This is a genomic window from Streptomyces tardus, assembly GCF_018101125.2.
GTDB lineage: Bacteria > Actinomycetota > Actinomycetes > Streptomycetales > Streptomycetaceae > Streptomyces > Streptomyces tardus.
On sequence record NZ_JAELVF020000001.1, the window covers coordinates 4,816,202 to 4,838,311 of the forward strand.

General features: G+C 71.9%; 20 protein-coding genes. 19 read left to right on the top strand and 1 reads right to left on the bottom strand.

Annotation, left to right across the window (positions count from 1 at the left end; all coding sequences use genetic code 11):
* Window positions 1-11: 11 nt before the first annotated feature.
* The 11 genes from ruvX (at window position 12) to nusB (ending at window position 10,680) form a co-directional block, all read left to right on the top strand.
* Window positions 12-464 carry a Holliday junction resolvase RuvX gene (gene ruvX / locus JGS22_RS20670; RefSeq protein ID WP_211041806.1) on the top strand — a complete coding sequence of 151 codons (453 nt, stop codon included), beginning with the start codon at window positions 12-14 and terminating at the stop codon, window positions 462-464.
* 322 nt (window positions 465-786) lie between these two features.
* Complete coding sequence (gene mltG / locus JGS22_RS20675; protein ID WP_211041805.1) at window positions 787-2,859, top strand: endolytic transglycosylase MltG; 2,073 nt, start codon at window positions 787-789, stop codon at window positions 2,857-2,859.
* Window positions 2,859-3,713 carry a shikimate dehydrogenase gene (locus JGS22_RS20680; protein WP_211041804.1) on the top strand — a complete coding sequence of 285 codons (855 nt, stop codon included), beginning with the start codon at window positions 2,859-2,861 and terminating at the stop codon, window positions 3,711-3,713. Before mltG ends, JGS22_RS20680 begins: the two co-directional genes overlap by 1 nt.
* Before the next feature lie 93 nt (window positions 3,714-3,806).
* A complete protein-coding gene (gene aroC, locus JGS22_RS20685; RefSeq protein WP_211041803.1) occupies window positions 3,807-4,991 on the top strand; it encodes a chorismate synthase in 1,185 nt (394 codons plus the stop codon).
* The gene (locus JGS22_RS20690; protein ID WP_308405776.1) at window positions 4,988-5,515 is read left to right on the top strand and encodes a shikimate kinase; all 528 of its coding nucleotides are present in this window, start codon (window positions 4,988-4,990) and stop codon (window positions 5,513-5,515) included. Before aroC ends, JGS22_RS20690 begins: the two co-directional genes overlap by 4 nt.
* Window positions 5,512-6,606 (top strand): 3-dehydroquinate synthase, encoded by a 1,095-nt coding sequence (gene aroB / locus JGS22_RS20695; protein ID WP_211041802.1) that lies wholly within the window; start codon window positions 5,512-5,514, stop codon window positions 6,604-6,606. The genes JGS22_RS20690 and aroB overlap by 4 nt, the downstream gene beginning before the upstream one ends.
* Entirely contained in the window at window positions 6,603-7,058 is a 456-nt protein-coding gene (locus tag JGS22_RS20700) for a type II 3-dehydroquinate dehydratase (protein WP_216815052.1), read from the top strand. The genes aroB and JGS22_RS20700 overlap by 4 nt, the downstream gene beginning before the upstream one ends.
* A 194-nt stretch (window positions 7,059-7,252) precedes the next feature.
* Complete coding sequence (locus JGS22_RS20705; protein WP_216815099.1) at window positions 7,253-8,140, top strand: AAA family ATPase; 888 nt, start codon at window positions 7,253-7,255, stop codon at window positions 8,138-8,140.
* A gap of 286 nt (window positions 8,141-8,426) precedes the next feature.
* A complete protein-coding gene (locus tag JGS22_RS20710) occupies window positions 8,427-9,608 on the top strand; it encodes a M24 family metallopeptidase (RefSeq protein ID WP_211040429.1) in 1,182 nt (393 codons plus the stop codon).
* Between the two features lie 74 nt (window positions 9,609-9,682).
* Window positions 9,683-10,249, top strand: coding sequence for an elongation factor P (gene efp / locus JGS22_RS20715; RefSeq protein ID WP_211040430.1), 567 nt, complete (start codon window positions 9,683-9,685; stop codon window positions 10,247-10,249).
* Between the two features lie 2 nt (window positions 10,250-10,251).
* Window positions 10,252-10,680, top strand: a complete 429-nt coding sequence (gene nusB, locus JGS22_RS20720) for a transcription antitermination factor NusB (protein ID WP_211040431.1) — start codon at window positions 10,252-10,254, stop codon at window positions 10,678-10,680.
* Window positions 10,681-11,086: 406 nt separating this feature from the next.
* Here the strand turns inward: nusB and bldD are convergent, their stop codons facing one another.
* Complete coding sequence (bldD, locus tag JGS22_RS20725; RefSeq protein ID WP_211040432.1) at window positions 11,087-11,587, bottom strand: transcriptional regulator BldD; 501 nt, start codon at window positions 11,585-11,587, stop codon at window positions 11,087-11,089.
* 197 nt (window positions 11,588-11,784) lie between these two features.
* Here bldD and pyrR point away from each other — a divergent pair, with 197 nt between their 5' ends.
* The 8 genes from pyrR to pyrF all read left to right on the top strand — a co-directional run bounded on the left by pyrR (window position 11,785) and on the right by pyrF (window position 22,091).
* Complete coding sequence (gene pyrR / locus JGS22_RS20730) at window positions 11,785-12,405, top strand: bifunctional pyr operon transcriptional regulator/uracil phosphoribosyltransferase PyrR (RefSeq protein ID WP_236073225.1); 621 nt, start codon at window positions 11,785-11,787, stop codon at window positions 12,403-12,405.
* A gap of 103 nt (window positions 12,406-12,508) precedes the next feature.
* Window positions 12,509-13,528 carry an aspartate carbamoyltransferase catalytic subunit gene (locus JGS22_RS20735; RefSeq protein ID WP_211040433.1) on the top strand — a complete coding sequence of 340 codons (1,020 nt, stop codon included), beginning with the start codon at window positions 12,509-12,511 and terminating at the stop codon, window positions 13,526-13,528.
* Window positions 13,525-14,817 carry a dihydroorotase gene (locus JGS22_RS20740; protein ID WP_211040434.1) on the top strand — a complete coding sequence of 431 codons (1,293 nt, stop codon included), beginning with the start codon at window positions 13,525-13,527 and terminating at the stop codon, window positions 14,815-14,817. The genes JGS22_RS20735 and JGS22_RS20740 overlap by 4 nt, the downstream gene beginning before the upstream one ends.
* A complete protein-coding gene (locus tag JGS22_RS20745) occupies window positions 14,814-15,419 on the top strand; it encodes a PH-like domain-containing protein (protein WP_211040435.1) in 606 nt (201 codons plus the stop codon). The genes JGS22_RS20740 and JGS22_RS20745 overlap by 4 nt, the downstream gene beginning before the upstream one ends.
* Window positions 15,416-16,558, top strand: a complete 1,143-nt coding sequence (gene carA / locus JGS22_RS20750; protein ID WP_211040436.1) for a glutamine-hydrolyzing carbamoyl-phosphate synthase small subunit — start codon at window positions 15,416-15,418, stop codon at window positions 16,556-16,558. Before JGS22_RS20745 ends, carA begins: the two co-directional genes overlap by 4 nt.
* Window positions 16,551-19,868 (top strand): carbamoyl-phosphate synthase large subunit, encoded by a 3,318-nt coding sequence (gene carB, locus JGS22_RS20755; protein WP_211040437.1) that lies wholly within the window; start codon window positions 16,551-16,553, stop codon window positions 19,866-19,868. The genes carA and carB overlap by 8 nt, the downstream gene beginning before the upstream one ends.
* A 247-nt stretch (window positions 19,869-20,115) precedes the next feature.
* Complete coding sequence (locus JGS22_RS20760; protein ID WP_211040438.1) at window positions 20,116-21,231, top strand: quinone-dependent dihydroorotate dehydrogenase; 1,116 nt, start codon at window positions 20,116-20,118, stop codon at window positions 21,229-21,231.
* A complete protein-coding gene (pyrF, locus tag JGS22_RS20765) occupies window positions 21,228-22,091 on the top strand; it encodes an orotidine-5'-phosphate decarboxylase (protein ID WP_211040439.1) in 864 nt (287 codons plus the stop codon). Before JGS22_RS20760 ends, pyrF begins: the two co-directional genes overlap by 4 nt.
* Window positions 22,092-22,110 lie beyond the last annotated feature (19 nt).

The window sequence follows — 22,110 nt, forward strand, 5'->3', positions numbered from 1 at the left end:
GGAGTCAACTGATGCGCAGGGGACGGCGGTTGGCCGTGGATGTGGGGGACGCCCGGATCGGGGTCGCGAGCTGCGACCCCGACGGGGTGCTCGCCACTCCGGTCGAGACCGTGCCCGGCAAGGACGTACCGGCCGCCCAGCGCCGCCTGGCGCAGATCGTCGAGGAGTACGAGCCGCTGGAGGTGCTGATCGGGCTGCCCCGCTCGCTGAGCGGCGGCGAGGGCCCGGCGGCGGCGAAGGTGCGGACTTTCGCGGAGCGGCTGGCCGCGCTGGTCGGCCCGGTGCCGGTACGGCTGGTCGACGAGCGCATGAGCACGGTGACCGCGGCCCAGTCGATGCGTGCGTCCGGGGTGAGCGCGAAGAAGGGCCGGTCCCGCATCGACCAGGCCGCGGCGGTGGTGATCCTGCAGAGTGCGCTGGAGGCGGAGCGCGGATCCGGGCAGCCGCCGGGCCACAGCGTCTGAGCGGGCCCGCCGTGCTCGTCCGCGGAGCGCCGCCCCGCGGGATGTGCGCCCGCGCGGAATCCGTCCCGGTACTCCGACTGCGGGGAGTTCGCCCCGCGGGAACGTCGTCGTCCCGGGGCTCGTTGGCATGGGCGGGTGCCGAGTTCGCGGACGCCCGGTCGACCGCTCGTCGCCGCGGGCCCGACCGGGGGAGAGGCACGCCCCGCAAGGGTCCGGCTCAGGTGGTTGTGTGATCGCAATACGGTAGCGTTCCGGGCGACACGGCGGCCGACCGAGCGTCGAGCTCTCGATGGCGGAAGCCGAAGCGCGGCATAGGGGATCGATGACTGAGTATGGCCGGGGCCAAGGCTCCCAACCGTGGCACCCCGAGGACCCGTTGTACGGGGACCAGGGCTGGGACGGTACTCAGCAGGCGCATCAGCCCCCGGGCCAGGGCCACCCCCAGCAGGGCCGGCCCGACCAGGACCCCTACGGCTACGCCGACTGGCAGCAGCAGCCGGGCGCGCCCCAGTCACCGTACGGGGACGACCCGTTGGGCACGCGCCAGCAGCAGGGCCCGTACCAGGACCCGCCCCAGCAGTACCAGCAGCAACAGCAACACCAGCAGCATTACGACCCGCACGCCCAGCAGGGCGGCTACGGCTACGGCGACACCGGCGGCGGGCAGCAGCCCTACACCTCCCCGGACGCCTACGGAGCCGGATCCGCCTACGGCCAGGACCCGTACGCGCAGCAGCACGAGTCCTACGGCCGCGGCGTCGCACCCGGGCAGCAGCAGGACGGCTATCCGGCAGGCGATCCGTACGCGCAGCAGCAGGGCTACGGTGCGGCGGACCCGTACGGCGGGACCGCCGGGCACGGAGATCCCCACGGCCGGGACGCCTCGTACGCGCCGGACACCTCGTACGGGCACGCCGCCTCCCACGCGTCGGACACTTCGTACGCGCCGGACACTTCGTACGGGCACGACGCCTCCTACGGCCGGGACGGCTCCCCGGGGCAGGAGGCTCCGTACGCGGGGGCGGCCGGCGCCCAGGGGCATGCGGCTGCGCAGGCGCGGCAGCCCGAGCCGGCGGCACCCGAGGAGTGGGACAGCGACTCCCGCCTGGAGAACCACGCCTTCTTCTCGGACGACCACGCCCCCGCGGCTTCCGGCGGTCGCGCGCAGGCGCGGGCTGAGCGGGCGGCGGGACGCGGCGAGGGCGGCGAGGGTTCGGGGCGGTCGGCCCGCGGCGGAGCAGCCGAGGACGACGACCTCGACGACGACCCGGGCGATCGCGAGCCGGGCCGCAGGCGCGGACGCGGTCGCAAGGACGGCGGTCGCAAGGACGGCGGTCGCAAGAAGAACGGCATGGCCTGTCTGACGGCCGCGGTCGTCCTGGTCGGCGGTGTCGGCGGTGCGGGCTACCTGGCGTACGACTTCTTCCAGGGCCGGTTCGGTTCCGCCCCCGACTACTCGGGCGCGGGCAGCGGCGAGGTGCAGGTCGAGATCCCGGCCGCGTCCTCGCTCTCCCAGATGGGGAACATCCTCAAGAAGGAAGGCGTCGTCAAGAGCCACGACGCCTTCGTGGAGGCGAGCGGCAAGAACGGCGACGCCGCCAAGATCCACGCGGGCACCTATCTGCTGCGCAAGGGGATGTCCGCCGAGGCCGCGATCAAGCTGATGCTCGACCCCGCCAGCCAGAGCGGGTTGATCGTGCCCGAGGGCCTGCGAGCCAGCAAGATCTACGAACTCATCGACGAGCGCACGGAATCCCCCGAGGGCACCACCGAGAAGCTCGCCAAGAGCACCGAGTTCGACCTGCCCTCCTGGGCGGAGGGGGGCGGGGATCCGCTGGAGGGTTTCCTCTTCCCGTCCAAGTACAGCGTCTCCAAGAAGACCGAACCGGTGGCCGTGCTCAAGGAGATGGTCAAGCGCGCCAACGCCGAGTTCACGAAGGTGGACCTGGAGGGGAACGCCAAGAAGGTCGGGCACACCCCCTACGAGGTGCTCACGATCGCCTCGCTCATCCAGGCCGAGGCCCAGTCCGACGACGAGTTCGGCAAGGTCTCCCGGGTGGTCTACAACCGGATCAAGCCGGGCAACAGCGCCACCAACGGCCGCCTGGACTTCGACTCCACCATCAACTACGCGCTCGGCCGCTCCACTCTGGACGTCAGCGTCACCGACACCAAGCTCGACCACCCGTACAACACCTACCGCATCGCCGGACTGCCCCCCGGCCCGATCGACAACCCCGGCCACCAGGCGATCGAGTCGGCCCTCAAGCCGACCAAGGGGGAGTGGCTCTACTTCGTCACCGTCCGGGCCGGCGACACCCGCTTCAGCGAGACCTTCGAGGAACACTCGCAGCACGTGCGGGAGTTCAACGAGGAACAGCGCAGGAACGACTGATGACCGAAGAACGAAGGGCCGCCGTTCTCGGCTCGCCCATCACCCACTCGCTCTCGCCCGAACTGCACCGCGCCGCGTACCGGGCGCTGGGGCTGAGCTGCTGGGCGTACGACATGTTCGAGGTGGACGAGCGGGCGCTCGCGCCTTTCATGGGCACGCTGGACTCGTCCTGGGCCGGCCTCTCCCTCACCATGCCGCTCAAGCGGGCCGTCATCCCCCTGCTGGACGACGTGAGTTCGACCGCGGCCGAGATCGAGGCGGTGAACACGGTCGTGTTCTCCGAGGACGGCCGCCGGGTCGGCGAGAACACCGATGTGCCCGGCATGCTCGCCGCGCTGCGCGAGCGCGGCGTGGGACGGGTGCCGCACGCCGCCGTGCTGGGTGCCGGCGCCACCGCGGCCTCCGCGCTCTCCGCCCTCGGTCGGATCTGCGACGGCGAGATCACCGCGTACGTGCGCAGTGCCGAGCGCGCCGCGGAGATGCGCGGCTGGGGCGAGCGGTTGGGCGTGTCCGTCACCACCGCCGACTGGAGCCGGGCCGCGGAGGCGCTGGGCGCACCGCTGGTGGTCGCCACCACTCCCGCCGGCGCCACCGACGCACTCGCCGGATCCGTGCCTCCACGCCCCGGCACGCTCTTCGACGTGCTGTACGAGCCCTGGCCGACCGAGCTGGCCGCCGCCTGGCAGCAGCGCGGCGGGCAACTCGTGGGCGGCCTCGACCTGTTGGTGCACCAGGCGGTGCTCCAGGTGGAGCTGATGACCGGCGCCGAGCACGGCCCGCTGACCGCGATGCGCAGCGCCGGAGAGGCTGCGCTGACCGCGCGCGGCACGGTGTCCGGCGGGCTGTCCGGCTGACGGACCTCCGCCCGGAGCGCGACGCGGTCCGTGGCAGGATCTGCACCACACGTCGCGCCAGGACCCGACGCGTCGAGGACTTGAGGAGAACCGTTGAGCAGGTTGCGCTGGTTGACCGCAGGGGAGTCCCACGGCCCCGCACTGGTGGCGACGCTGGAGGGGCTGCCGGCCGGTGTGCCGATCACCACGGAGCTGGTGGCGGACGCCCTTGCGCGCCGCCGTCTGGGCTACGGACGCGGCGCCCGGATGAAGTTCGAGCGCGACGAGATCACCTTCCTCGGCGGCGTGCGCCACGGGTTGTCCCTGGGCTCCCCGGTCGCGGTGATGGTCGGCAACACCGAGTGGCCCAAGTGGGAGCAGGTGATGGCGGCCGACCCGGTCGATCCTGACGTTCTCGCCGACCTGGCCCGCAACGCCCCGCTCACCCGCCCCCGGCCCGGCCACGCCGATCTCGCCGGTATGCAGAAGTACGGCTTCGACGAGGCCCGTCCGATCCTGGAGCGCGCCTCGGCCCGCGAGACCGCGGCGCGGGTGGCGCTCGGGGCGGTGGCGCGCTCGTACCTGAAGGAGACCTGCGGCGTCGAGATCGTCTCGCACGTGGTGGAGCTCGGCGCGGCCCGTGCGACGTACGGCAGGGTGCCGGTGCCGGCGGACGTCGAGCGGCTGGACGCCGACCCGGTGCGCGCGCTGGAGCCCGCGGCCTCCGAGGCGATGGTCGCCGAGATCGACCAGGCCCACAAGGACGGGGACACCCTCGGCGGGGTGGTCGAGGTCGTCGCCCACGGTGTGCCGGTGGGCCTCGGCTCGCACGTCCACTGGGACCGCAGGCTGGACGCACGACTGGCCGGTGCGCTGATGGGCATCCAGGCCATCAAGGGAGTCGAGGTCGGGGACGGCTTCGACCTCGCACGGGTCCCCGGTTCGAAGGCGCACGACGAGATCGTCGTCACCGACGACGGCATCCGCCGCGCCTCGGGCCGCTCCGGCGGTACCGAGGGCGGACTGACCACCGGTGAACTCCTGCGCGTGCGCGCCGCGATGAAGCCGATCGCCACGGTGCCGCGGGCGTTGGCCACCGTCGACGTCAGCACCGGCGAGACGGCCAGGGCGCACCACCAGCGCTCCGACGTCTGTGCGGTGCCGGCGGCGGGGATCGTGGCCGAGGCGATGGTCGCGCTGGTGCTCGCCGACGCGGTGGCCGAGAAGTTCGGCGGCGACAACGTCGCCGAGACCCGCCGCAACGTCACCGGCTACCTCGAGAACCTGGCGATCCGGTGAGCGCCGCGAACGCCGGTCCGGCGGTGGTCCTGATCGGCCCGATGGGCGTCGGCAAGTCGACGGTCGGGAAGCTGCTGGGCGAACGCCTGGACGCCGCCTGCCGCGACACCGACGAGGACATCGTCAGCGGTGCGGGCAAGCCGATCGCCGAGATCTTCTACGACGAGGGCGAGGACCACTTCCGCGCCCTGGAGCGCGCCGCGGTGCGCACCGCCCTGGCCGAGCACGAGGGCGTGCTCGCGCTCGGCGGCGGCGCGGTCATGGCCGCCGAGACCCGCGAACTGCTCGCCGGACGCCCGGTGGTCTTCCTGGAGATGGGCGTCGCCGAGGCCGCGCGCCGCACCGGGCTCGACGTCGCCCGGCCGCTGCTCGCCGTCAACCCCCGCCAGCAGTGGCGCCGCCTGATGGAGGAGCGCCGCCCGCTGTACGCGGAGGTTGCCCGGGTCGTGGTGAGCACGGACGAACGCACCCCCGACGAGGTCGTCGAGGAGATCATGGACGCTCTGGAGCTGAGGAAGGCATGAGCAACGAAACCCGGGTACGCGTCGCGGTCGCAGGCAGCGCGGGCACCGAGCCCTACGACATCCTGATCGGCCGTCAACTCCTCGGCGAACTGCCGACCCTGATCGGCAGGCAGGCCAGGCGGGTCGCCGTGCTCCACCCGGAGGCCCTCGCCGAGACCGGGCAGGTGCTGCGCGAGGACCTCGCCGAGCAGGGCTACGAGGCCATCGCCGTCCAGCTGCCCAACGCGGAGGAGTCCAAGACGGCCGAGGTCGCCGCGTACTGCTGGAAGGCGCTCGGCCAGACCGGCTTCACCCGCAGCGATGTCATCGTCGGGGTCGGCGGCGGCGCCACCACGGACGTGGCGGGCTTCGTGGCGGCGACCTGGCTGCGCGGGGTGCGCTGGATCGCCGTGCCCACGACCGTGCTCGGCATGGTCGACGCGGCGGTCGGCGGCAAGACCGGAATCAACACCGCGGAGGGCAAGAACCTCGTCGGAGCCTTCCATCCGCCGGCCGGGGTGCTGTGCGACCTCGCGGCGCTGGACAGCCTGCCGGTGCACGACTACGTCAGCGGCCTCGCCGAGGTCATCAAGGCCGGCTTCATCGCCGACCCGACGATCCTGGAGCTCATCGAGAGCGACCCCGAGGGTGCTCGCGGGCCCGCCGGTCCGCACACCACCGAACTGCTGGAGCGCTCGATCCGGGTCAAGGCCGAGGTGGTCGGCAGCGACCTCAAGGAGTCCGGGCTGCGCGAGATCCTCAACTACGGCCACACTCTCGCCCACGCGATCGAGAAGAACGAGCGCTACGAGTGGCGCCACGGTGCGGCCGTCTCCGTCGGTATGGTCTTCGCGGCCGAACTGGGCCGTATCGCTGGCCGGTTGGACGAGGCGACGGCGCAGCGGCACCGCGCCGTACTGGAGTCCGTGGGGCTGCCCGTCACCTACCGCGGCGACCAGTGGCCGATGCTGCTGGAGACGATGAAGGTCGACAAGAAGACCCGCGGGGACCGGCTGCGCTTCATCGTCCTGAACGGACTCGCCGCACCGACCGTGCTGGAGAGCCCCGACCCGGCGATGCTGCTGGCCGCGCACGCGGAGATCGCGGCGTGAACGGCAGCCGCGTACTGGTGCTCAACGGCCCCAACCTCGGTCGGCTGGGCTCCCGCGAGCCCGATGTCTACGGCGCCACCTCCTACGCCGGCCTGGTCGAGCGGTGCACCGCGCTCGGCCGCGAGCTGGGCCTGGCGGTGGAGGTGCGCGAGACCAACGACGAGGGCGAGATGATCCGCTGGCTGCACGAGGCGGCCGACGGACGGCTGCCGGTGGTGCTGAACCCGGGGGCGTTCACCCACTACTCGTACGGCATGCGGGACGCCGCGGCGCAGCGCACCGCTCCGCTCATCGAGGTGCACATCTCCAACCCGCACGCCCGGGAGAGCTTCCGGCACACCTCGGTCGTCGCCGCGGTCGCCTCCGGGACGATCGCCGGTTTCGGTATCGACTCCTATCTCCTGGCGCTGCGTTCACTGGCCGAGGGGGCCCGCGGCGGCGGTCAGGGCTGAGACAACCAGCAGGTCCGCGCCGCCGTTCCCGGTCCGGGTGCACCTGAGCGGGAACGGCCGCGTGCCCGGCCGGACGTCGGCGGCCGGGACGGCCGGTGGCGGGTGCACCGTTCCCACCCGTTCGGGTGGACGGTACGGTTCGGTACCGTTGACCCAGCGCACAGCGGGTGCGTGAAAGATCGGAGTGGGACCGGATGCAGCACTACGGGGCGCAGCAGCCCGTACCCCCCTCCATGGCCGTTCCCGGCCATCGGCCGCCCTCCGGGCAGCACCCCGGGCCCCCGCCGCCCCACGCACATCCGCAGCCACCGATGCAGCCGCATCCGCAGCCGCCCCCTCAGCCACACGCCCCGCAGCCCCAACCGCACGCCCCGCAGCCTCATCCGCCGCACGGCGGCTGGGCTCCGCCTCCCGCCCCGCCCCAGCAGGCGGGCAGCGAGCTGACCGGCCATCTGCCGCTCCCCACCGGCGACCCGGTGCTGGCGCCCCACCAGACGGCCGACCAGTCCGCTCCGGACGTCGCGCACACCGCGGTGGCGGTGCTCCTGATCGGTCCGGCGGGCGCGGGAAAGACCACCGTTGCCCGCTACTGGGCCGACCGCCGCCAAGTGCCGACCGCACACATCAGCCTGGACGACGTACGCGAGTGGGTGCGTTCGGGTTTCGCCGATCCGCAGAGCGGCTGGGACGACAACTCCGAGGCCCAGTACCGCCTGGCACGCCGCACCTGCGGCTTCGCCGCGCGCAACTTCCTGGCCAACGGCGTCTCCTGCATCCTCGACGACGCCGTCTTCCCCGACCGTCCCGTCATCGGGCTCGGGGGCTGGAAGCGCCATGTGGGACCCGGCCTGATCCCGGTGGTGCTGCTGCCGGGCCTGGAGATCGTGCTGGAGCGCAACGCCGAGCGCAGCGGCAACCGGCGTCTGAGCGACGAGGAAGTGGCCCGGATACACGGGCGGATGGCCGGTTGGTACGGGTCGGGGCTGCCGATCATCGACAACTCCCGCAACGACGTGGAGACGACCGCGCGGCTGCTCGACGAGGCCGTCTCGCGCAGCCTCGCCAGCCCGCCCAGCTGGTAGCAGCGCGCCCGGCGTCCGTCCCCGCCTCCCGCCTGCTCCCGCCCGTCCTGCCTCCGCGACCCGTACGCCGGGTCGGCCCGGGCCTGCGCGGCGTACACCGTCGTGCCCGGGCCGACGCCGGTACGCCGCCCTCGTGCCGGGGCCGACACCCGAACGCCGTCGTGTCCCTGTCCGTGTCCGATCGGGTGGTCCGCGGTCGTGATCCCGCCGGGTCCGCGCCGGCGTCCGCCGCCCACTCGGAGTGCCCCGACCGGCCGGGCGGCCCGTGCGGTCGTACGCTCGCGACATGTCCGAGGTACACATGGCCCGTCGCGCCCGACTGCGGGACCGCTGTGCGCTGGCCGCCGACGGGGCCGGAGAAGGGCGCACCGGGGCAGTCGTCTCCCAACCCGCGAACCTGCGGTACCTCACCGGGTGCGCGCCGCCGTACGCCGTCCTGCTGGTCGGCCACGACGGCCGGGACACCCTCTTCGTGCAGCCGACCCTGCCTGCGCCGGTGGCTGCGGGGGCGGGCGGTACGGCCGCGCTCGCCGCGGACCTGGGGGAGCGACCGCTGTGGCTCCCGGGCGCGCAGGACGAACTGCGACACGAACTGCTGCCGGGCGGGGGCGATCCGCTGCTGGCCGCGGCGAGGTCGGCGGTCTCGATCGGTACCGAGCTGCTGGTCGTCGAGGAGAGCCATCTGACCGTACGGCGCCACCGTGCACTGCTCGTGGCGGCCCCCGAGCTGCGGCTGGGGGACCTCAGCGGCGCGGTGGAGCACCAGCGACTGGTCAAGGACGACGACGAGATCGCCTGTCTGCGCATCGCCGCGGAGATCACCGACCAGGCGCTCGGCGAGCTGCTGGAGTCGATCCTCGTCGGCCGGACGGAGCGCCATCTCGCGTTGGAGCTGGAGCGGCGTCTGATCGACCACGGCGGCGACGGTCCCGCCTTCCCCACCTCCGTCGCGACCGGCCCCAACGCGGGCGTCCCGACCCACGTGCCCACTGATCGACGGGTCGAGGAGGGCGATTTTCTCTCCGTACGGATGGGCGCCCGCTACCGCGGCTACCGCTGCCAGATCGGCCGCACCTTTGTCATCGGCACCGCTCCCGAGGAGTGGCAGATCGAGCTGTACGAGCTGGTTTTCGCAGCTCAACGCGCTGGGCGTGAGGCGCTGGCGCCGGGTGCGGAGTGCCGTGCGGTGGACCGGGCAGCCCGCGAGGTACTGGCCGCGGCCGGGCACGGCGGGGCGGTGGAGGCGTGCACCGGGCACGGGGTGGGACTGGAAATCGGAGAGGACCCTCAGCTGTCGCCGGACGCCATGAGTAAACTTGACGCTCGCGTACCGGTCACCGTCGAGCCCGGGGTCCATCTGCCGGGCCGGGGCGGGGTCCGGATCGATGACACACTCGTTGTCCGCTCCCTCGCGGACGGCGGGCCGGAGCTACTTACCATCACGACCAAGGAGCTGCTCGCCCTGTAAGGCGCCCCGCCGCAGAAGGCGGGTGGTCCGGCTCCCAGGTCGTCCGAGCAGCAGTCTCAGGAGAATCCGCCACCGTGGCCAGTACGAACGACCTCAAGAACGGCATGGTGCTCAAGCTCGACGGGGGCCAGCTCTGGTCCGTAGTTGAGTTCCAGCACGTCAAGCCCGGCAAGGGCCCCGCCTTTGTGCGGACGAAGCTGAAGAACTTCCTTTCCGGCAAGATCGTGGACAAGACGTTCAACGCCGGTACGAAGGTCGAGACCGCCACCGTCGACCGTCGCAGCATGCAGTTCAGCTATGTGGACGGCGAGTACTACGTGTTCATGGACATGGACACCTACGACCAGATCCACGTCGACAGGCCCACTCTCGGCGAGGCGGCGAACTACCTCATCGAGGGGTTCGAGGCCACCGTCGCGATGTACGAGGGCAACCCGCTCTCGGTCGAGCTGCCGGCCTCCGTCGAGCTGGTCATCAAGCACACCGACCCCGGCGTGCAGGGCGACCGCTCCACCGGCGGCACCAAGCCCGCCGAGCTGGAGACCGGTTACGAGATCGGCGTTCCGCTGTTCATCTCCACCGGTGAGAAGATCAAGGTCGACACCCGCAGCGGCGAGTACCTCGGCCGGGTGAACAGCTAACCGTGGCAGCCCGCAGCAAGGCCCGCAAGCGCGCCTTCCAGATCATCTTCGAGGCCGACCAGCGCGGCAGCGGCGTCACCGACGTGCTGGCCGACTGGATCCGGCACGCCCGTACCGACAGCCGGCAGCCACCGGTCAGTGAGTACACGATGGAGCTGGTGGAGGGGTACGCCGGGCATGTCGCCCGGATCGACGAGCTTCTCTCCACCTACACGGTCGACTGGCCCCTGGACCGGATGCCGGTCGTCGACCGCAGCATCCTGCGCCTGGGGGCGTACGAGCTGCTGTGGGTGGAGGAGACGCCGGACGCGGTCGTGATCGACGAATGCGTCCAGCTCGCGCGGGAGTTCTCCACGGACGACTCCCCGTCCTTCGTCAACGGCCTGCTGGGCCGTTTGAAAGAGTTGGGTCCCAACCTGCGCCGCGTCTAGGCGCGTTGACGACCGGGGGCCTTCTGGCGCCGTGCGGAGGGCGACCTCCGGCACTGCCGCCGGAAGGCCCTTGTGCGTTCCGGCGGCAGTGCCCGCGCGCCGGCGGAACGCTCCGAGAGGCGGGATGCGGCGCTCGGTTGCCGGCTGCGAAGTGTCGCCGACGATCACGTGCAGTAGTCCTGCGGCCTCCGACGCGACCCGAACGGGCGGCCGGGCGCGCACACTTCGTGTCCGGCGCTCGCGGGAGCGCGAACTCCGTACCGGGCGCGGTCGGTTGGCGCCCGGTACGCCCGTCGGCGCCGGTGCGCGCGTACGACCCGGTACGCGTCGAGGGGCCCGGAGGAAGCGTTTTGCTTCCTCCGGGCCCCTCGGCGGTGGCTCGGTCTCCCCGGGTGTCCGGAGCGGCTCAGATGTCCTCGGAGGCCACCGCGCGCCGGGCGTCGGCGTCCAGTACGCCCCAGCTGATCAGCTGCTCGGTGAGGACCGAGGGGGACTGGTCGTAGATGACGGCCAGGGTGCGCAGATCGTCCTGGCGGATCGAGAGCACCTTGCCGTTGTAGTCCCCGCGCTGGCTCTGGATGGTGGCGGCGTACCGCTGGAGCGGGCCGGCCTTGTCGACCGGCACGTGGGCCAGTCGCTCCAGGTCGAGCACGAGCTTGGGCGGCGGCTCGGCGGCGCCGCCCGGGGTGGTGCCCGGAAGCAGCTCCTGGACCGGAACGCCGTAGAAGTCGGCCAGCTCGGCGAGACGCTGGACGGTCACCGCACGGTCGCCGCGCTCGTAGGAGCCGACGACGACGGCCTTCCACCGGCCCTGCGACTTCTCCTCGACTCCGTGGAGGGACAGGCCCTGCTGAGTGCGGATGGCGCGGAGTTTGGCCCCGAGCTGCTTGGCGTATTCGCTGGACATAAGGCTCCCCGGATGAGGTTCTCGTAACTCACTGTGAGGTTACGCAGCGTAATGTCCGCCGTCAAGCTGAGGGCAGGACTTCCGCCGTCGACCAGGCCGGATACGGAGGGTGGAAACCCCGCTGGTACGGTGGAGAAAGTCAATCCAGACGTCCTTTAAGACCCGTCCCGTGAGGCGGGGAAGGGGGTCCGTTTCGCATGGACAGCAGTAGTGAGGGCGCCGCAGGCGTGCCCGTGGACGGCTCCGCGGCCGTCCCGACGCCTCCCGCCCGCCCGGTGCTCGAAGCTCCGGACATCGCACGGGTGTTGACCCGTATCGCCCACGAGATCGTGGAGCGCGCGAAGGGCGCCGACGACGTCGTGCTCCTTGGCGTTCCGACACGAGGTGTACACCTCGCCCAGCGCCTGGCGGCCAAGCTCCAGGAGATCACCGGCCATCCCGTGCCGGTCGGCTCGCTGGACATCACCATGTACCGCGACGACCTGCGGATGCGTCCGGCCCGCGCCCTCGCCCGCACCGAGATCCCCGGCGACGGCATCGAGGGCCGCCTGGTCGTCCTCGTCGACGACGTGCTCTTCTCCGGGCGCACTATCCGCGCCGCGCTCGATGCACTCGGTGACATCGGCCGCCCCCGCGCCGTGCAGCTCGCCGTGCTCGTCGACCGTGGCCACCGTGAGCTGCCCATCCGTGCCGACTACGTCGGCAAGAACCTCCCCACCTCGCTGCGGGAGACCGTGCGGGTGCGGCTCACCGAGGAGGACGGCCGGGACGGCGTCCTGCTCGGCCAGCGCGCGACAGCGCCCACCGCCGAGCAGTAGCTCCTCCGCACGCCCCGAAGCGCACCGGCGCCCGCGCCCGGTGGTGCGTTCGGCGGTCCGCGCCTGCCCGCATCCAGCCAACCCAGTTCACGGAAGGCAACAGATGAAGCGCCACCTCATCTCGGCCGCCGACCTCAGCCGCGACGACGCCGTCCTGATCCTCGACACCGCCGAGGAGATGGGGCGGGTCGCGGACCGGCCGATCAAGAAGCTCCCCACACTGCGCGGCCGTACGGTGGTCAACCTCTTCTTCGAGGACTCCACCCGCACCCGCATTTCCTTCGAGGCCGCCGCGAAGCGGCTGTCCGCCGACGTGATCAACTTCTCCGCGAAGGGCTCCTCGGTCTCCAAGGGCGAGTCGCTCAAGGACACTGCGCTGACCCTGGAGGCGATGGGCGCCGACGCCGTTGTCATTCGCCACCACGACTCCGGGGCGCCGCACCGGCTCGCCACCTCCGGCTGGATCGGCGGCTCGGTCGTCAACGCCGGTGACGGCACCCACGAGCACCCCACCCAGGCGCTGTTGGACGCCTTCACGCTGCGGCGCCGCCTCGGCGACGGGCCGGGAACCGACCTGGCCGGCCGGCGCGTCACCATCGTCGGCGACATCCTGCACAGCCGCGTCGCCCGCTCCAACGTCCACCTCCTGAGCACCCTGGGCGCCGAGGTCACTCTGGTGGCGCCGCCGACGCTGGTGCCGGTACGCACCGAGCAGTGGCCCTGCGAGGTCTCCTACGACCTCGACGCCCAGCTCGCGAAGTCCGACGCCGTGATGATGCTGCGCGTCCAGCGTGAGCGGATGAACGCCGCGTACTTCCCGACCGAGCGCGAGTACGCCCGCCGCTACGGGCTCAACGGCCAGCGCATGGCGCGGATGCCGGAGCACTCGGTGGTCATGCACCCCGGGCCGATGAACCGCGGCATGGAGATCACCGCCGAGGTAGCGGACTCCCCCCGCTGCACGGCGGTCGAGCAGGTCACCAACGGCGTGAGCATTCGCATGGCCGTGCTCTACCTGCTGCTCAGCGGTGCCGAGCCGGCCGTCACCGACACCAGCGAGAACCCCGCCGCCGCACCGGCCGCCGCGCCCGGCCCCGCCACCCGCACCGAGGAGAACGCATGAGCCAGCACAAGACCCTGATCCGCGGTGCCAAGGTGCTCGGCGACCGGGCCCAGGACGTACTGATCGACGGCGCAACGATCGCCGAGGTCGGCCAGGGGCTCGACGCGGCGGGGGCGACGGTCGTCGAGGCGGACGGCCAGATTCTGCTGCCGGGACTGGTCGACCTCCACACCCACCTGCGGGAGCCCGGCCGGGAGGACTCCGAGACCGTCCTGACCGGTACCCGTGCTGCGGCGGTCGGCGGCTTCACTGCGGTGCACGCGATGGCGAACACCTTCCCGGTCGCGGACACCGCCGGCGTTGTCGAACAGGTCTGGCGGCTGGGCGCCGAGGCCGGGTACTGCGACGTCCAGCCGGTCGGCGCGGTCACCGTCGGTCTGGAGGGCAAGCAGCTCGCCGAGCTGGGAGCGATGCACGAGTCGGCCGCCGGTGTCACTGTCTTCTCCGACGACGGCAAGTGCGTCCACGACGCGGTGATCATGCGGCGCGCGCTGGAGTACGTGAAGGCCTTCGACGGCGTCGTCGCCCAGCACGCCCAGGAGCCGCGGCTGACCGAGGGCGCCCAGATGAACGAGGGTGTCGTCTCCGCCGAGCTCGGCCTCGGCGGCTGGCCCGCGGTCGCGGAGGAGTCGATCATCGCCCGGGACGTGCTGCTGGCCGCCCACGTCGGCTCCCGGGTGCACATCTGCCACCTCTCCACCGCGGGCTCGGTGGAGATCGTGCGCTGGGCCAAGTCCAAGGGCTGGAACGTCACCGCCGAGGTCACCCCGCACCACCTGCTGCTCACCGACGACCTCGTACGCTCCTACGACCCGGTCTACAAGGTGAACCCGCCGCTGCGCACCGAGGCCGACGTCGCGGCGCTGCGAGAGGCGCTGGCCGACGGCACCATCGACTGTGTCGCCACCGACCACGCCCCCCACCCGCACGAGGACAAGGACTGTGAGTGGGGGGCGGCGGCCATGGGCATGGTGGGCCTGGAGACGGCGCTCTCGGTCGTCCAGAACACCATGGTCGACAGCGGGCTGATCACCTGGAACCAGGTGGCCGAGCGGATGTCCTTCCGCCCCGCCGAGATCGGCCGCCTCGCCGGGCAGGGCCGTCCGATCGCCGCGGGGGAGCCCGCCAACCTCACCCTGCTCGACTCCGCTTACCGTGGACAGGTGGACCCCGTACATTTCGCGTCCCGCAGCCGCAACACGCCCTACCGTGGACGTGACCTGCCCGGCCGTGTGACGCACACCTTCCTGCGGGGCCGGGCCACGGTCATGGACGGGAACCTCACGTGAACTCTGCTCTCCTCACCCTCCTCGCGGACGAGAACGTCGAGCGAAAGTCCAAGGAGGTCACCAACTGGGGCGCGCACATCGGTTGGGCCGTCGGCACGCTGCTGTTCATCGTGCTCGTCTACTGGCTGATGCGGACCGGCTGGAAGCGGCGGGAGACCCTGCACGGAGACCTGCCCGCGCCCGAGGCGCTCCCCACCGAGCAGGGCACCGCCCGGCTCACCCTCACCGGCCGGTACCACGCCTCCACGACGGCCGGCCAGTGGCTGGACCGCGTCGTCGCCCACGGTCTGGGCACCAGGAGCCAGGCCACGCTCACCCTCACCGCCGAGGGGCTGGGCATCGAGCGGCCGGGAGCGGCCGACTTCTTCGTCCCCGCCGACCAGCTGCGCGGCGCCCGACTCGACACCGGGATCGCCGGCAAGGTCCTCACCGAGGGCGGACTGCTGGTGATCACCTGGCAGTTGGGCGACCAGCAGCTCGACTCCGGCTTCCGCGCCGACCACCCCGCCGAGCACCACCGGTGGGTGGAGGCTGTCAACGAACTCGCCGGCAGCCCCGCAGACGTGGCAGCCAATCCGCAGCACCAGGAAGGCCCGCAATGACGACCGCCACCCGCAGAGCCAGGAGCGCTCCCGCCGTACTCGTTCTGGAGGACGGGCGCAGCTTCCGGGGCCGCGCCTACGGAGCGGTGGGGGAGACGTTCGGAGAGGCGGTGTTCTCCACCGGCATGAGCGGTTACCAGGAGACACTGACCGACCCGTCGTACCACCGCCAGGTCGTGGTGATGACCGCCCCGCACATCGGCAACACCGGCGTCAACGACGAGGACCCGGAGTCGGCCCGGATCTGGGTCGCCGGGTACGTCGTGAGGGACCCCGCGCGCGTACCGTCCAACTGGCGCTCGCAGCGCTCGCTGGACGAGGAGCTGACCGGCCAGGGCGTGGTCGGCATCAGCGGCATCGACACCCGCGCCCTCACCCGCCATCTGCGCGAGCGCGGCGCGATGCGCGCCGGCATCTTCTCCGGCGAGGCGCTCGCCGACGAGGCGACGCTGCTCGCCCGGGTGCAGGACTCGCCGCAGATGAAGGGCGCGGACCTGTGCGGCGAGGTCGCCACCAAGGAGCCGTACGTCGTCCCCGCGATCGGGGCGAAACGCTTCACCGTCGCGGCGGTGGACCTCGGTATCAAGGGCATGACCCCGCACCGCATGGCCGAGCGCGGCATCGAGGTCCACGTGCTGCCCGCCGACTCCTCGCTGGAGGACATCTACGCGGTCGACCCCGACGGCGTCTTCTTCTCCAACGGCCCCGGCGACCCGGCCTCCGCCGAGCACCCGGTCTCCCTGATGCAGGGTGTACTCGCCTGCAGGACACCGCTGTTCGGCATCTGCTTCGGCAACCAGATCCTCGGCAGGGCTCTGGGCTTCGGCACCTTCAAGCTGAAGTACGGCCACCGCGGGATCAACCAGCCGGTCCAGGACCGGGCCACCGGCAAGGTGGAGATCACCGCCCACAACCACGGCTTCGCCGTCGACGCACCGCTGGACACCGTCTCCGACACTCCCTACGGGCGTGCCGAGGTGTCCCACGTCTGCCTGAACGACAACGTCGTCGAAGGGCTGCGGCTGCTCGACCAGCCCGGTTTCAGCGTCCAGTACCACCCCGAAGCGGCGGCGGGCCCGCATGACGCGGCCTACCTCTTCGACCGCTTCGTCTCCCTGATGGAGGGCCAGCGTGCCTAAGCGCACCGACATCCAGTCCGTCCTGGTCATCGGATCGGGACCGATCGTCATCGGCCAGGCCGCCGAGTTCGACTACTCCGGCACCCAGGCGTGCCGGGTACTCAAGGCCGAGGGCCTGCGCGTCATCCTGGTCAACTCCAACCCGGCCACGATCATGACCGACCCGGAGATCGCCGACGCCACCTACATCGAGCCGATCACCCCCGCGTTCGTCGAGAAGATCATCGCCAAGGAGCGCCCCGACGCGCTGCTGCCCACACTCGGCGGGCAGACCGCTCTCAACACGGCCATCTCGCTGCACGGCTCCGGAACCCTGGAGAAGTACGGCGTCGAGCTGATCGGCGCCAACGTCGAGGCCATCAACAAGGGCGAGGACCGCGACCTGTTCAAGGAGGTCGTCGCCGCCGTCAACCGCGACATCGGCCACGGCGAGTCCGCCCGCTCCCACATCTGCCACTCCATGGACGACGTACTCGCCGGCGTCGAGGCGCTCGGCGGCTACCCGGTCGTCGTCCGCCCCTCCTTCACCATGGGCGGCGCCGGCTCCGGCTTCGCCCACAACGAGGAGGACCTGCGCCGGATCGCCGGCCAGGGCCTGACGCTCTCGCCGACCACCGAGGTGCTCCTGGAGGAGTCGATCCTCGGCTGGAAGGAGTACGAGCTGGAGCTGATGCGCGACAAGCACGACAACGTCGTGGTCGTCTGCTCGATCGAGAACTTCGACCCGATGGGCGTGCACACCGGCGACTCCATCACCGTCGCCCCGGCGATGACGCTGACCGACCGCGAGTACCAGATGCTGCGCGACATCGGCATCGCGGTGATCCGCGAGGTCGGGGTGGACACCGGCGGCTGCAACATCCAGTTCGCGGTCGACCCCGCGGACGGCCGGGTCATCGTCATCGAGATGAACCCGCGCGTCTCCCGCTCCTCCGCGCTCGCCTCCAAGGCGACCGGCTTCCCGATCGCGAAGATCGCCGCCAAGCTCGCCGTCGGTTACACCCTCGACGAGATCCCCAACGACATCACCGAGCAGACCCCGGCCTCCTTCGAGCCGACCCTGGACTACGTGGTGGTCAAGGCGCCCCGGTTCGCCTTCGAGAAGTTCCCCGCGGCCGACAGCACGCTCACGACCACCATGAAGTCGGTCGGCGAGGCGATGGCGATCGGCCGCAATTTCCCCGAGGCGCTCCAGAAGGCGCTGCGTTCGCTGGAGAAGACGGGCAGCTCCTTCGACTTCGCCACCCCCATGGAGGAGTTGGGCGACAAGGCGCAGCTGTTGGCGGACATCCCGCGGCCCACCGACGGCCGGATCAACATGGTGATGGCGGCCGTCCGCGCGGGCGCCACCCCGCAGGAGGTCTTCGACGCGACCCGGCTCGACCCCTGGTTCGTCGACCAGCTCTTCCTGATCAAGGAGACCGCGGACGAGCTGGCCGCGGCCGAGCGCCTGGACGCCGAACTCCTCTTCGAGGCCAAGCGGGTGGGCTTCTCCGACGCGCAGATCGCCGCCGTGCGCGGACTGCGCGAGGACGTCGTACGGGAGGTGCGGCACGCCCTGGGGGTGCGCCCCGTCTACAAGACCGTCGACACCTGCGCCGCCGAATTCGCGGCACGGACCCCGTACTTCTACTCCTCCTACGACGAGGAGAGCGAGGTCGCCCCGCGCGAGAAGCCCGCGGTGATCATCCTCGGGTCGGGGCCCAACCGCATCGGCCAGGGCATCGAGTTCGACTACTCCTGTGTCCACGCCTCCTTCGCGCTCAGCGAGGCCGGCTACGAGACCGTGATGGTCAACTGCAACCCCGAGACCGTCTCCACCGACTACGACACCTCCGACCGGCTCTACTTCGAGCCGCTCACACTGGAGGACGTGCTGGAGATCGTGCACGCCGAGCAGCGGGCGGGCGAGGTCGCGGGCGTCATCGTCCAGCTCGGCGGCCAGACCCCGCTGGGCCTGGCGCAGGCGCTCAAGGACAACGGCGTACCGGTCGTCGGCACCCCGCCGGAGGCGATCCACGCAGCCGAGGACCGCGGCGCCTTCGGCCGCGTCCTGACCGAGGCCGGACTGCCCGCGCCCAAGTACGGCACCGCGTACTCCTTCGAGGAGGCCAGGGCCATCGCCGCCGGGATCAACTACCCGGTCATGGTCCGGCCGTCCTACGTGCTGGGCGGCCGGGGCATGGAGATCGTCTACGACGAGGCCTCGCTCGGCGCCTATCTGGAGCGGCACGCCGGACTGATCTCCGAACACCCCGTACTGATCGACCGGTTCCTCGACGACGCCATCGAGATCGACGTCGACGCGCTCTACGACGGCACCGAGCTCTACCTCGGCGGCGTGATGGAGCACATCGAGGAGGCCGGCATCCACTCCGGCGACTCGGCCTGCGCGCTGCCGCCGATCACTCTCGGCGGCCACGACATCAAGCGGCTGCGTGCCTCCACGCAGGCGATCGCGCAAGGCGTCGGCGTAGTGGGTCTGATCAACATCCAGTTCGCGCTGGCCGGGGACATCCTCTACGTGCTGGAGGCCAACCCCCGCGCCTCGCGCACCGTTCCCTTCACCTCCAAGGCGACGGCCGTGCCGCTGGCCAAGGCCGCGGCCCGTATCTCGCTGGGCGCCACCGTCGCGCAGCTGCGCGAGGAGGGCCTGCTGCCCGCCACCGGTGACGGCGGCACCCTGCCGATGGACGCGCCGATCTCGGTGAAGGAGGCGGTGATGCCGTGGTCGCGCTTCCGCGACGTGCACGGTCGCGGCGTGGACACCGTGCTCGGCCCGGAGATGCGTTCCACCGGTGAAGTCATGGGCATCGACTCGGTGTTCGGCACCGCGTACGCCAAGTCCCAGGCCGGTGCGTACGGTGCGCTGCCCACCAAGGGGCGGGCCTTCATCTCGGTCGCCAACCGGGACAAGCGCTCGCTGATCTTCCCGGCGCGCGAACTCGTCCAACTGGGCTTCGAGCTGCTCGCCACTGCGGGCACCGCCGAGGTGCTCAAGCGCAACGGCATCAACACCGCCGTGGTGCGCAAGCAGTCCGAGGGCGTCGGGCCGAACGGCGAGCCGACGGTGGTCCAGCTGATCCACGAGGGCGGCATCGACCTCATCGTCAACACCCCGTTCGGCACCGGCGGACGCCTGGACGGGTACGACATCCGCACCGCGGCGGTGGCCAGGGGCGTTCCCTGCCTGACCACCGTGCAGGCGCTGGCCGCGGCGGTGCAGGGCATCGAGGCGCTCGGGCGGGGAGCCATAGGCGTGCGTTCGCTCCAGGAGCACGCCGCGCAGCTGACCGCCTCGCGCGGCTGATCGCCCGGCCCCGGGCCTGAGCTCGTACGCCCGCCCTGGGCTCGTACGCCGGCCCGGGCCGTACGCCGGCCCGGGCCGTACGCCGTGGCACGCCACGGCGCCGGACCGGTGTGCCCCGACCGACGCGGCCCCGCGCCCGTACGCCCGCCCGTCCGCGCCCGCGCCGCCCGCCCTTCGGCGGCGGTGCGGCTGCAGGCGGGCGGCCCACAGCCTCACTCCTCCTCCGACGCCGAGAGGCAGACCAGCCATGTACCGCCTCCTCTTCCAGCTCCTCTTCTGCCGCATGGATCCCGAGCGCGCGCACCACCTCGCCTTCTCCTGGATTCGGCTGCTCGCCCGGGTGCCGGTGCTGCGCACCTTTGCCGCGGCCTTCCTCGCCCAGCGCCACCGCGAGCTGCGGGTGGAGGCGTTCGGCCTGCGCATGCACGGCCCGTTCGGCCTCGCCGCGGGCTTCGACAAGAACGCGGTCGGCATCGACGGGCTGACGATGCTCGGCTTCGACCACGTCGAGATCGGTACGGTCACCGGCCGCCCACAGCCCGGCAACCCGCGCACGCGGCTCTTCCGGCTGGTGGAGGACCGGGCCCTGATCAACCGCATGGGCTTCAACAACGAGGGTTCCGAGGCCGTCGCCGCGAGGCTGGCCGCGCGCCGCGAGGTCTTCCGCGCCACCGTGGGCGTCAACATCGGCAAGACCAAGGCGGTACCGGAGGCCGAGGCCGCCGACGACTACGTCACCTCCACCCGCAGACTCGCACCGCACGCCGACTACCTCGTCGTCAACGTCTCCTCGCCCAACACCCCCGGGCTGCGCGACCTCCAGGCCGTGGACTCCCTGCGCCCGCTGCTCACCGCGGTGCGTGACGCCGCCGACGCCGCCGTCACCGACCGGCGGGTCCCGCTGCTGGTCAAGATCGCGCCCGATCTCGCCGACAGCGACATCGACGCCGTCGCCGACCTCGCGGTCGAACTCGCCCTGGACGGCATCATCGCCACCAACACCACCATCGCCAGGGAAGGGCTGGGCCTGGCCTCGCCGCCCGAGCAGACCGCGGAGGCCGGCGGACTCTCCGGCGCCCCGCTCAGGGAGCGCTCGCTCCAGGTGCTGCGCCGCCTCTACGCCCGGGTGGGGGACCGGGTCACGCTGGTCGGCGTCGGCGGTGTCGAGGACGCGGAGGACGTCTGGCAGCGGATCCTTGCCGGTGCCACCCTCGTACAGGGGTACAGCGCCTTCGTCTACCAGGGCCCGCTGTGGTGCCGCGGCATCCACAAGGGACTGGCCGCACGGCTGCGCAACAGCCGGTACCGCACCCTCGCCGACGCCGTCGGCGCCGACGTCAGAAAGGCGGAGTCCGCGGCATGAAAACCGCTCCCACCGCACCCGAACCCTTCGGCGCCCGGCTGCGCGGGGCCATGGACACCCGCGGTCCGCTGTGCGTCGGCATCGACCCGCACGCCGAACTCCTCGCCGACTGGGGCCTGTCCGACGATGTCGCCGGCCTGGAACGCTTCACCCGCACCGTCGTCGAGGCGCTGGCCGGTGAGGTGGCCGTGCTCAAGCCGCAGTCGGCGTTCTTCGAGCGCCACGGCTCGCGCGGTGTCGCGGTCCTGGAGCGCGCGGTGGCCGACGCCCGGGCGGCCGGCGCCCTGGTGCTGATGGACGCGAAGCGCGGGGACATCGGCTCGACGATGGGCGCGTACGCCTCCGCCTATCTCACCGAGGGCAGCCCGCTGTTCTCGGACGCGCTCACCGTCAGTCCGTATCTCGGCTTCGGCTCGCTGCGTCCCGCGCTGGACGCGGCGCGGGACAGCGGGGCCGGCGTCTTCGTACTGGCGCTCACCAGCAATCCGGAGGGCGCCGAGGTCCAGCGGGCCACCGTGGCGGACGACGGTTCGCGGGGCCCGGTCATGCTCGCTCAGCGGATGCTGGACCGGATCGCCCGGGAGAACGCGGACGCGACGCCGCTCGGCTCGGTCGGTGCGGTAGTCGGCGCCACGCTCGGCGACACCGGCGCCGATCTGGCGATCAACGGGCCGCTTCTCGCTCCCGGCCTCGGCGCGCAGGGCGCGACCGCGGCCGATCTGCCGAGGGTCTTCGGGGACCGGGTGCGCGACGTACTGCCCTCGGTGAGCCGCGGGGTGCTGCGCAGCGGCCCCGCGCCCCGGGCGCTGCGTGCGGCTGCGGAGCGGTCGGTGCAGGAGCTCGCCGACGCTCTCGGCTGACACCCGGCCCGACCGTGGG

What these genes read in the sequence shown, in the direction of transcription:
- JGS22_RS20710 (WP_211040429.1), top strand. Translation starts at nt 8,427, where the DNA reads ATGTCCGAGGTACACATGGCCCGTCGCGCCCGACTGCGGGACCGCTGT.
- ruvX (WP_211041806.1), top strand. Translation starts at nt 12, where the DNA reads ATGCGCAGGGGACGGCGGTTGGCCGTGGATGTGGGGGACGCCCGGATC.
- carA (WP_211040436.1), top strand. Translation starts at nt 15,416, where the DNA reads ATGACGACCGCCACCCGCAGAGCCAGGAGCGCTCCCGCCGTACTCGTT.
- bldD (WP_211040432.1), bottom strand. Translation starts at nt 11,587, where the DNA reads ATGTCCAGCGAATACGCCAAGCAGCTCGGGGCCAAACTCCGCGCCATC.
- mltG (WP_211041805.1), top strand. Translation starts at nt 787, where the DNA reads ATGACTGAGTATGGCCGGGGCCAAGGCTCCCAACCGTGGCACCCCGAG.
- JGS22_RS20680 (WP_211041804.1), top strand. Translation starts at nt 2,859, where the DNA reads ATGACCGAAGAACGAAGGGCCGCCGTTCTCGGCTCGCCCATCACCCAC.
- JGS22_RS20705 (WP_216815099.1), top strand. Translation starts at nt 7,253, where the DNA reads ATGCAGCACTACGGGGCGCAGCAGCCCGTACCCCCCTCCATGGCCGTT.
- aroB (WP_211041802.1), top strand. Translation starts at nt 5,512, where the DNA reads ATGAGCAACGAAACCCGGGTACGCGTCGCGGTCGCAGGCAGCGCGGGC.
- pyrR (WP_236073225.1), top strand. Translation starts at nt 11,785, where the DNA reads ATGGACAGCAGTAGTGAGGGCGCCGCAGGCGTGCCCGTGGACGGCTCC.
- pyrF (WP_211040439.1), top strand. Translation starts at nt 21,228, where the DNA reads ATGAAAACCGCTCCCACCGCACCCGAACCCTTCGGCGCCCGGCTGCGC.
- JGS22_RS20740 (WP_211040434.1), top strand. Translation starts at nt 13,525, where the DNA reads ATGAGCCAGCACAAGACCCTGATCCGCGGTGCCAAGGTGCTCGGCGAC.
- JGS22_RS20760 (WP_211040438.1), top strand. Translation starts at nt 20,116, where the DNA reads ATGTACCGCCTCCTCTTCCAGCTCCTCTTCTGCCGCATGGATCCCGAG.
- JGS22_RS20735 (WP_211040433.1), top strand. Translation starts at nt 12,509, where the DNA reads ATGAAGCGCCACCTCATCTCGGCCGCCGACCTCAGCCGCGACGACGCC.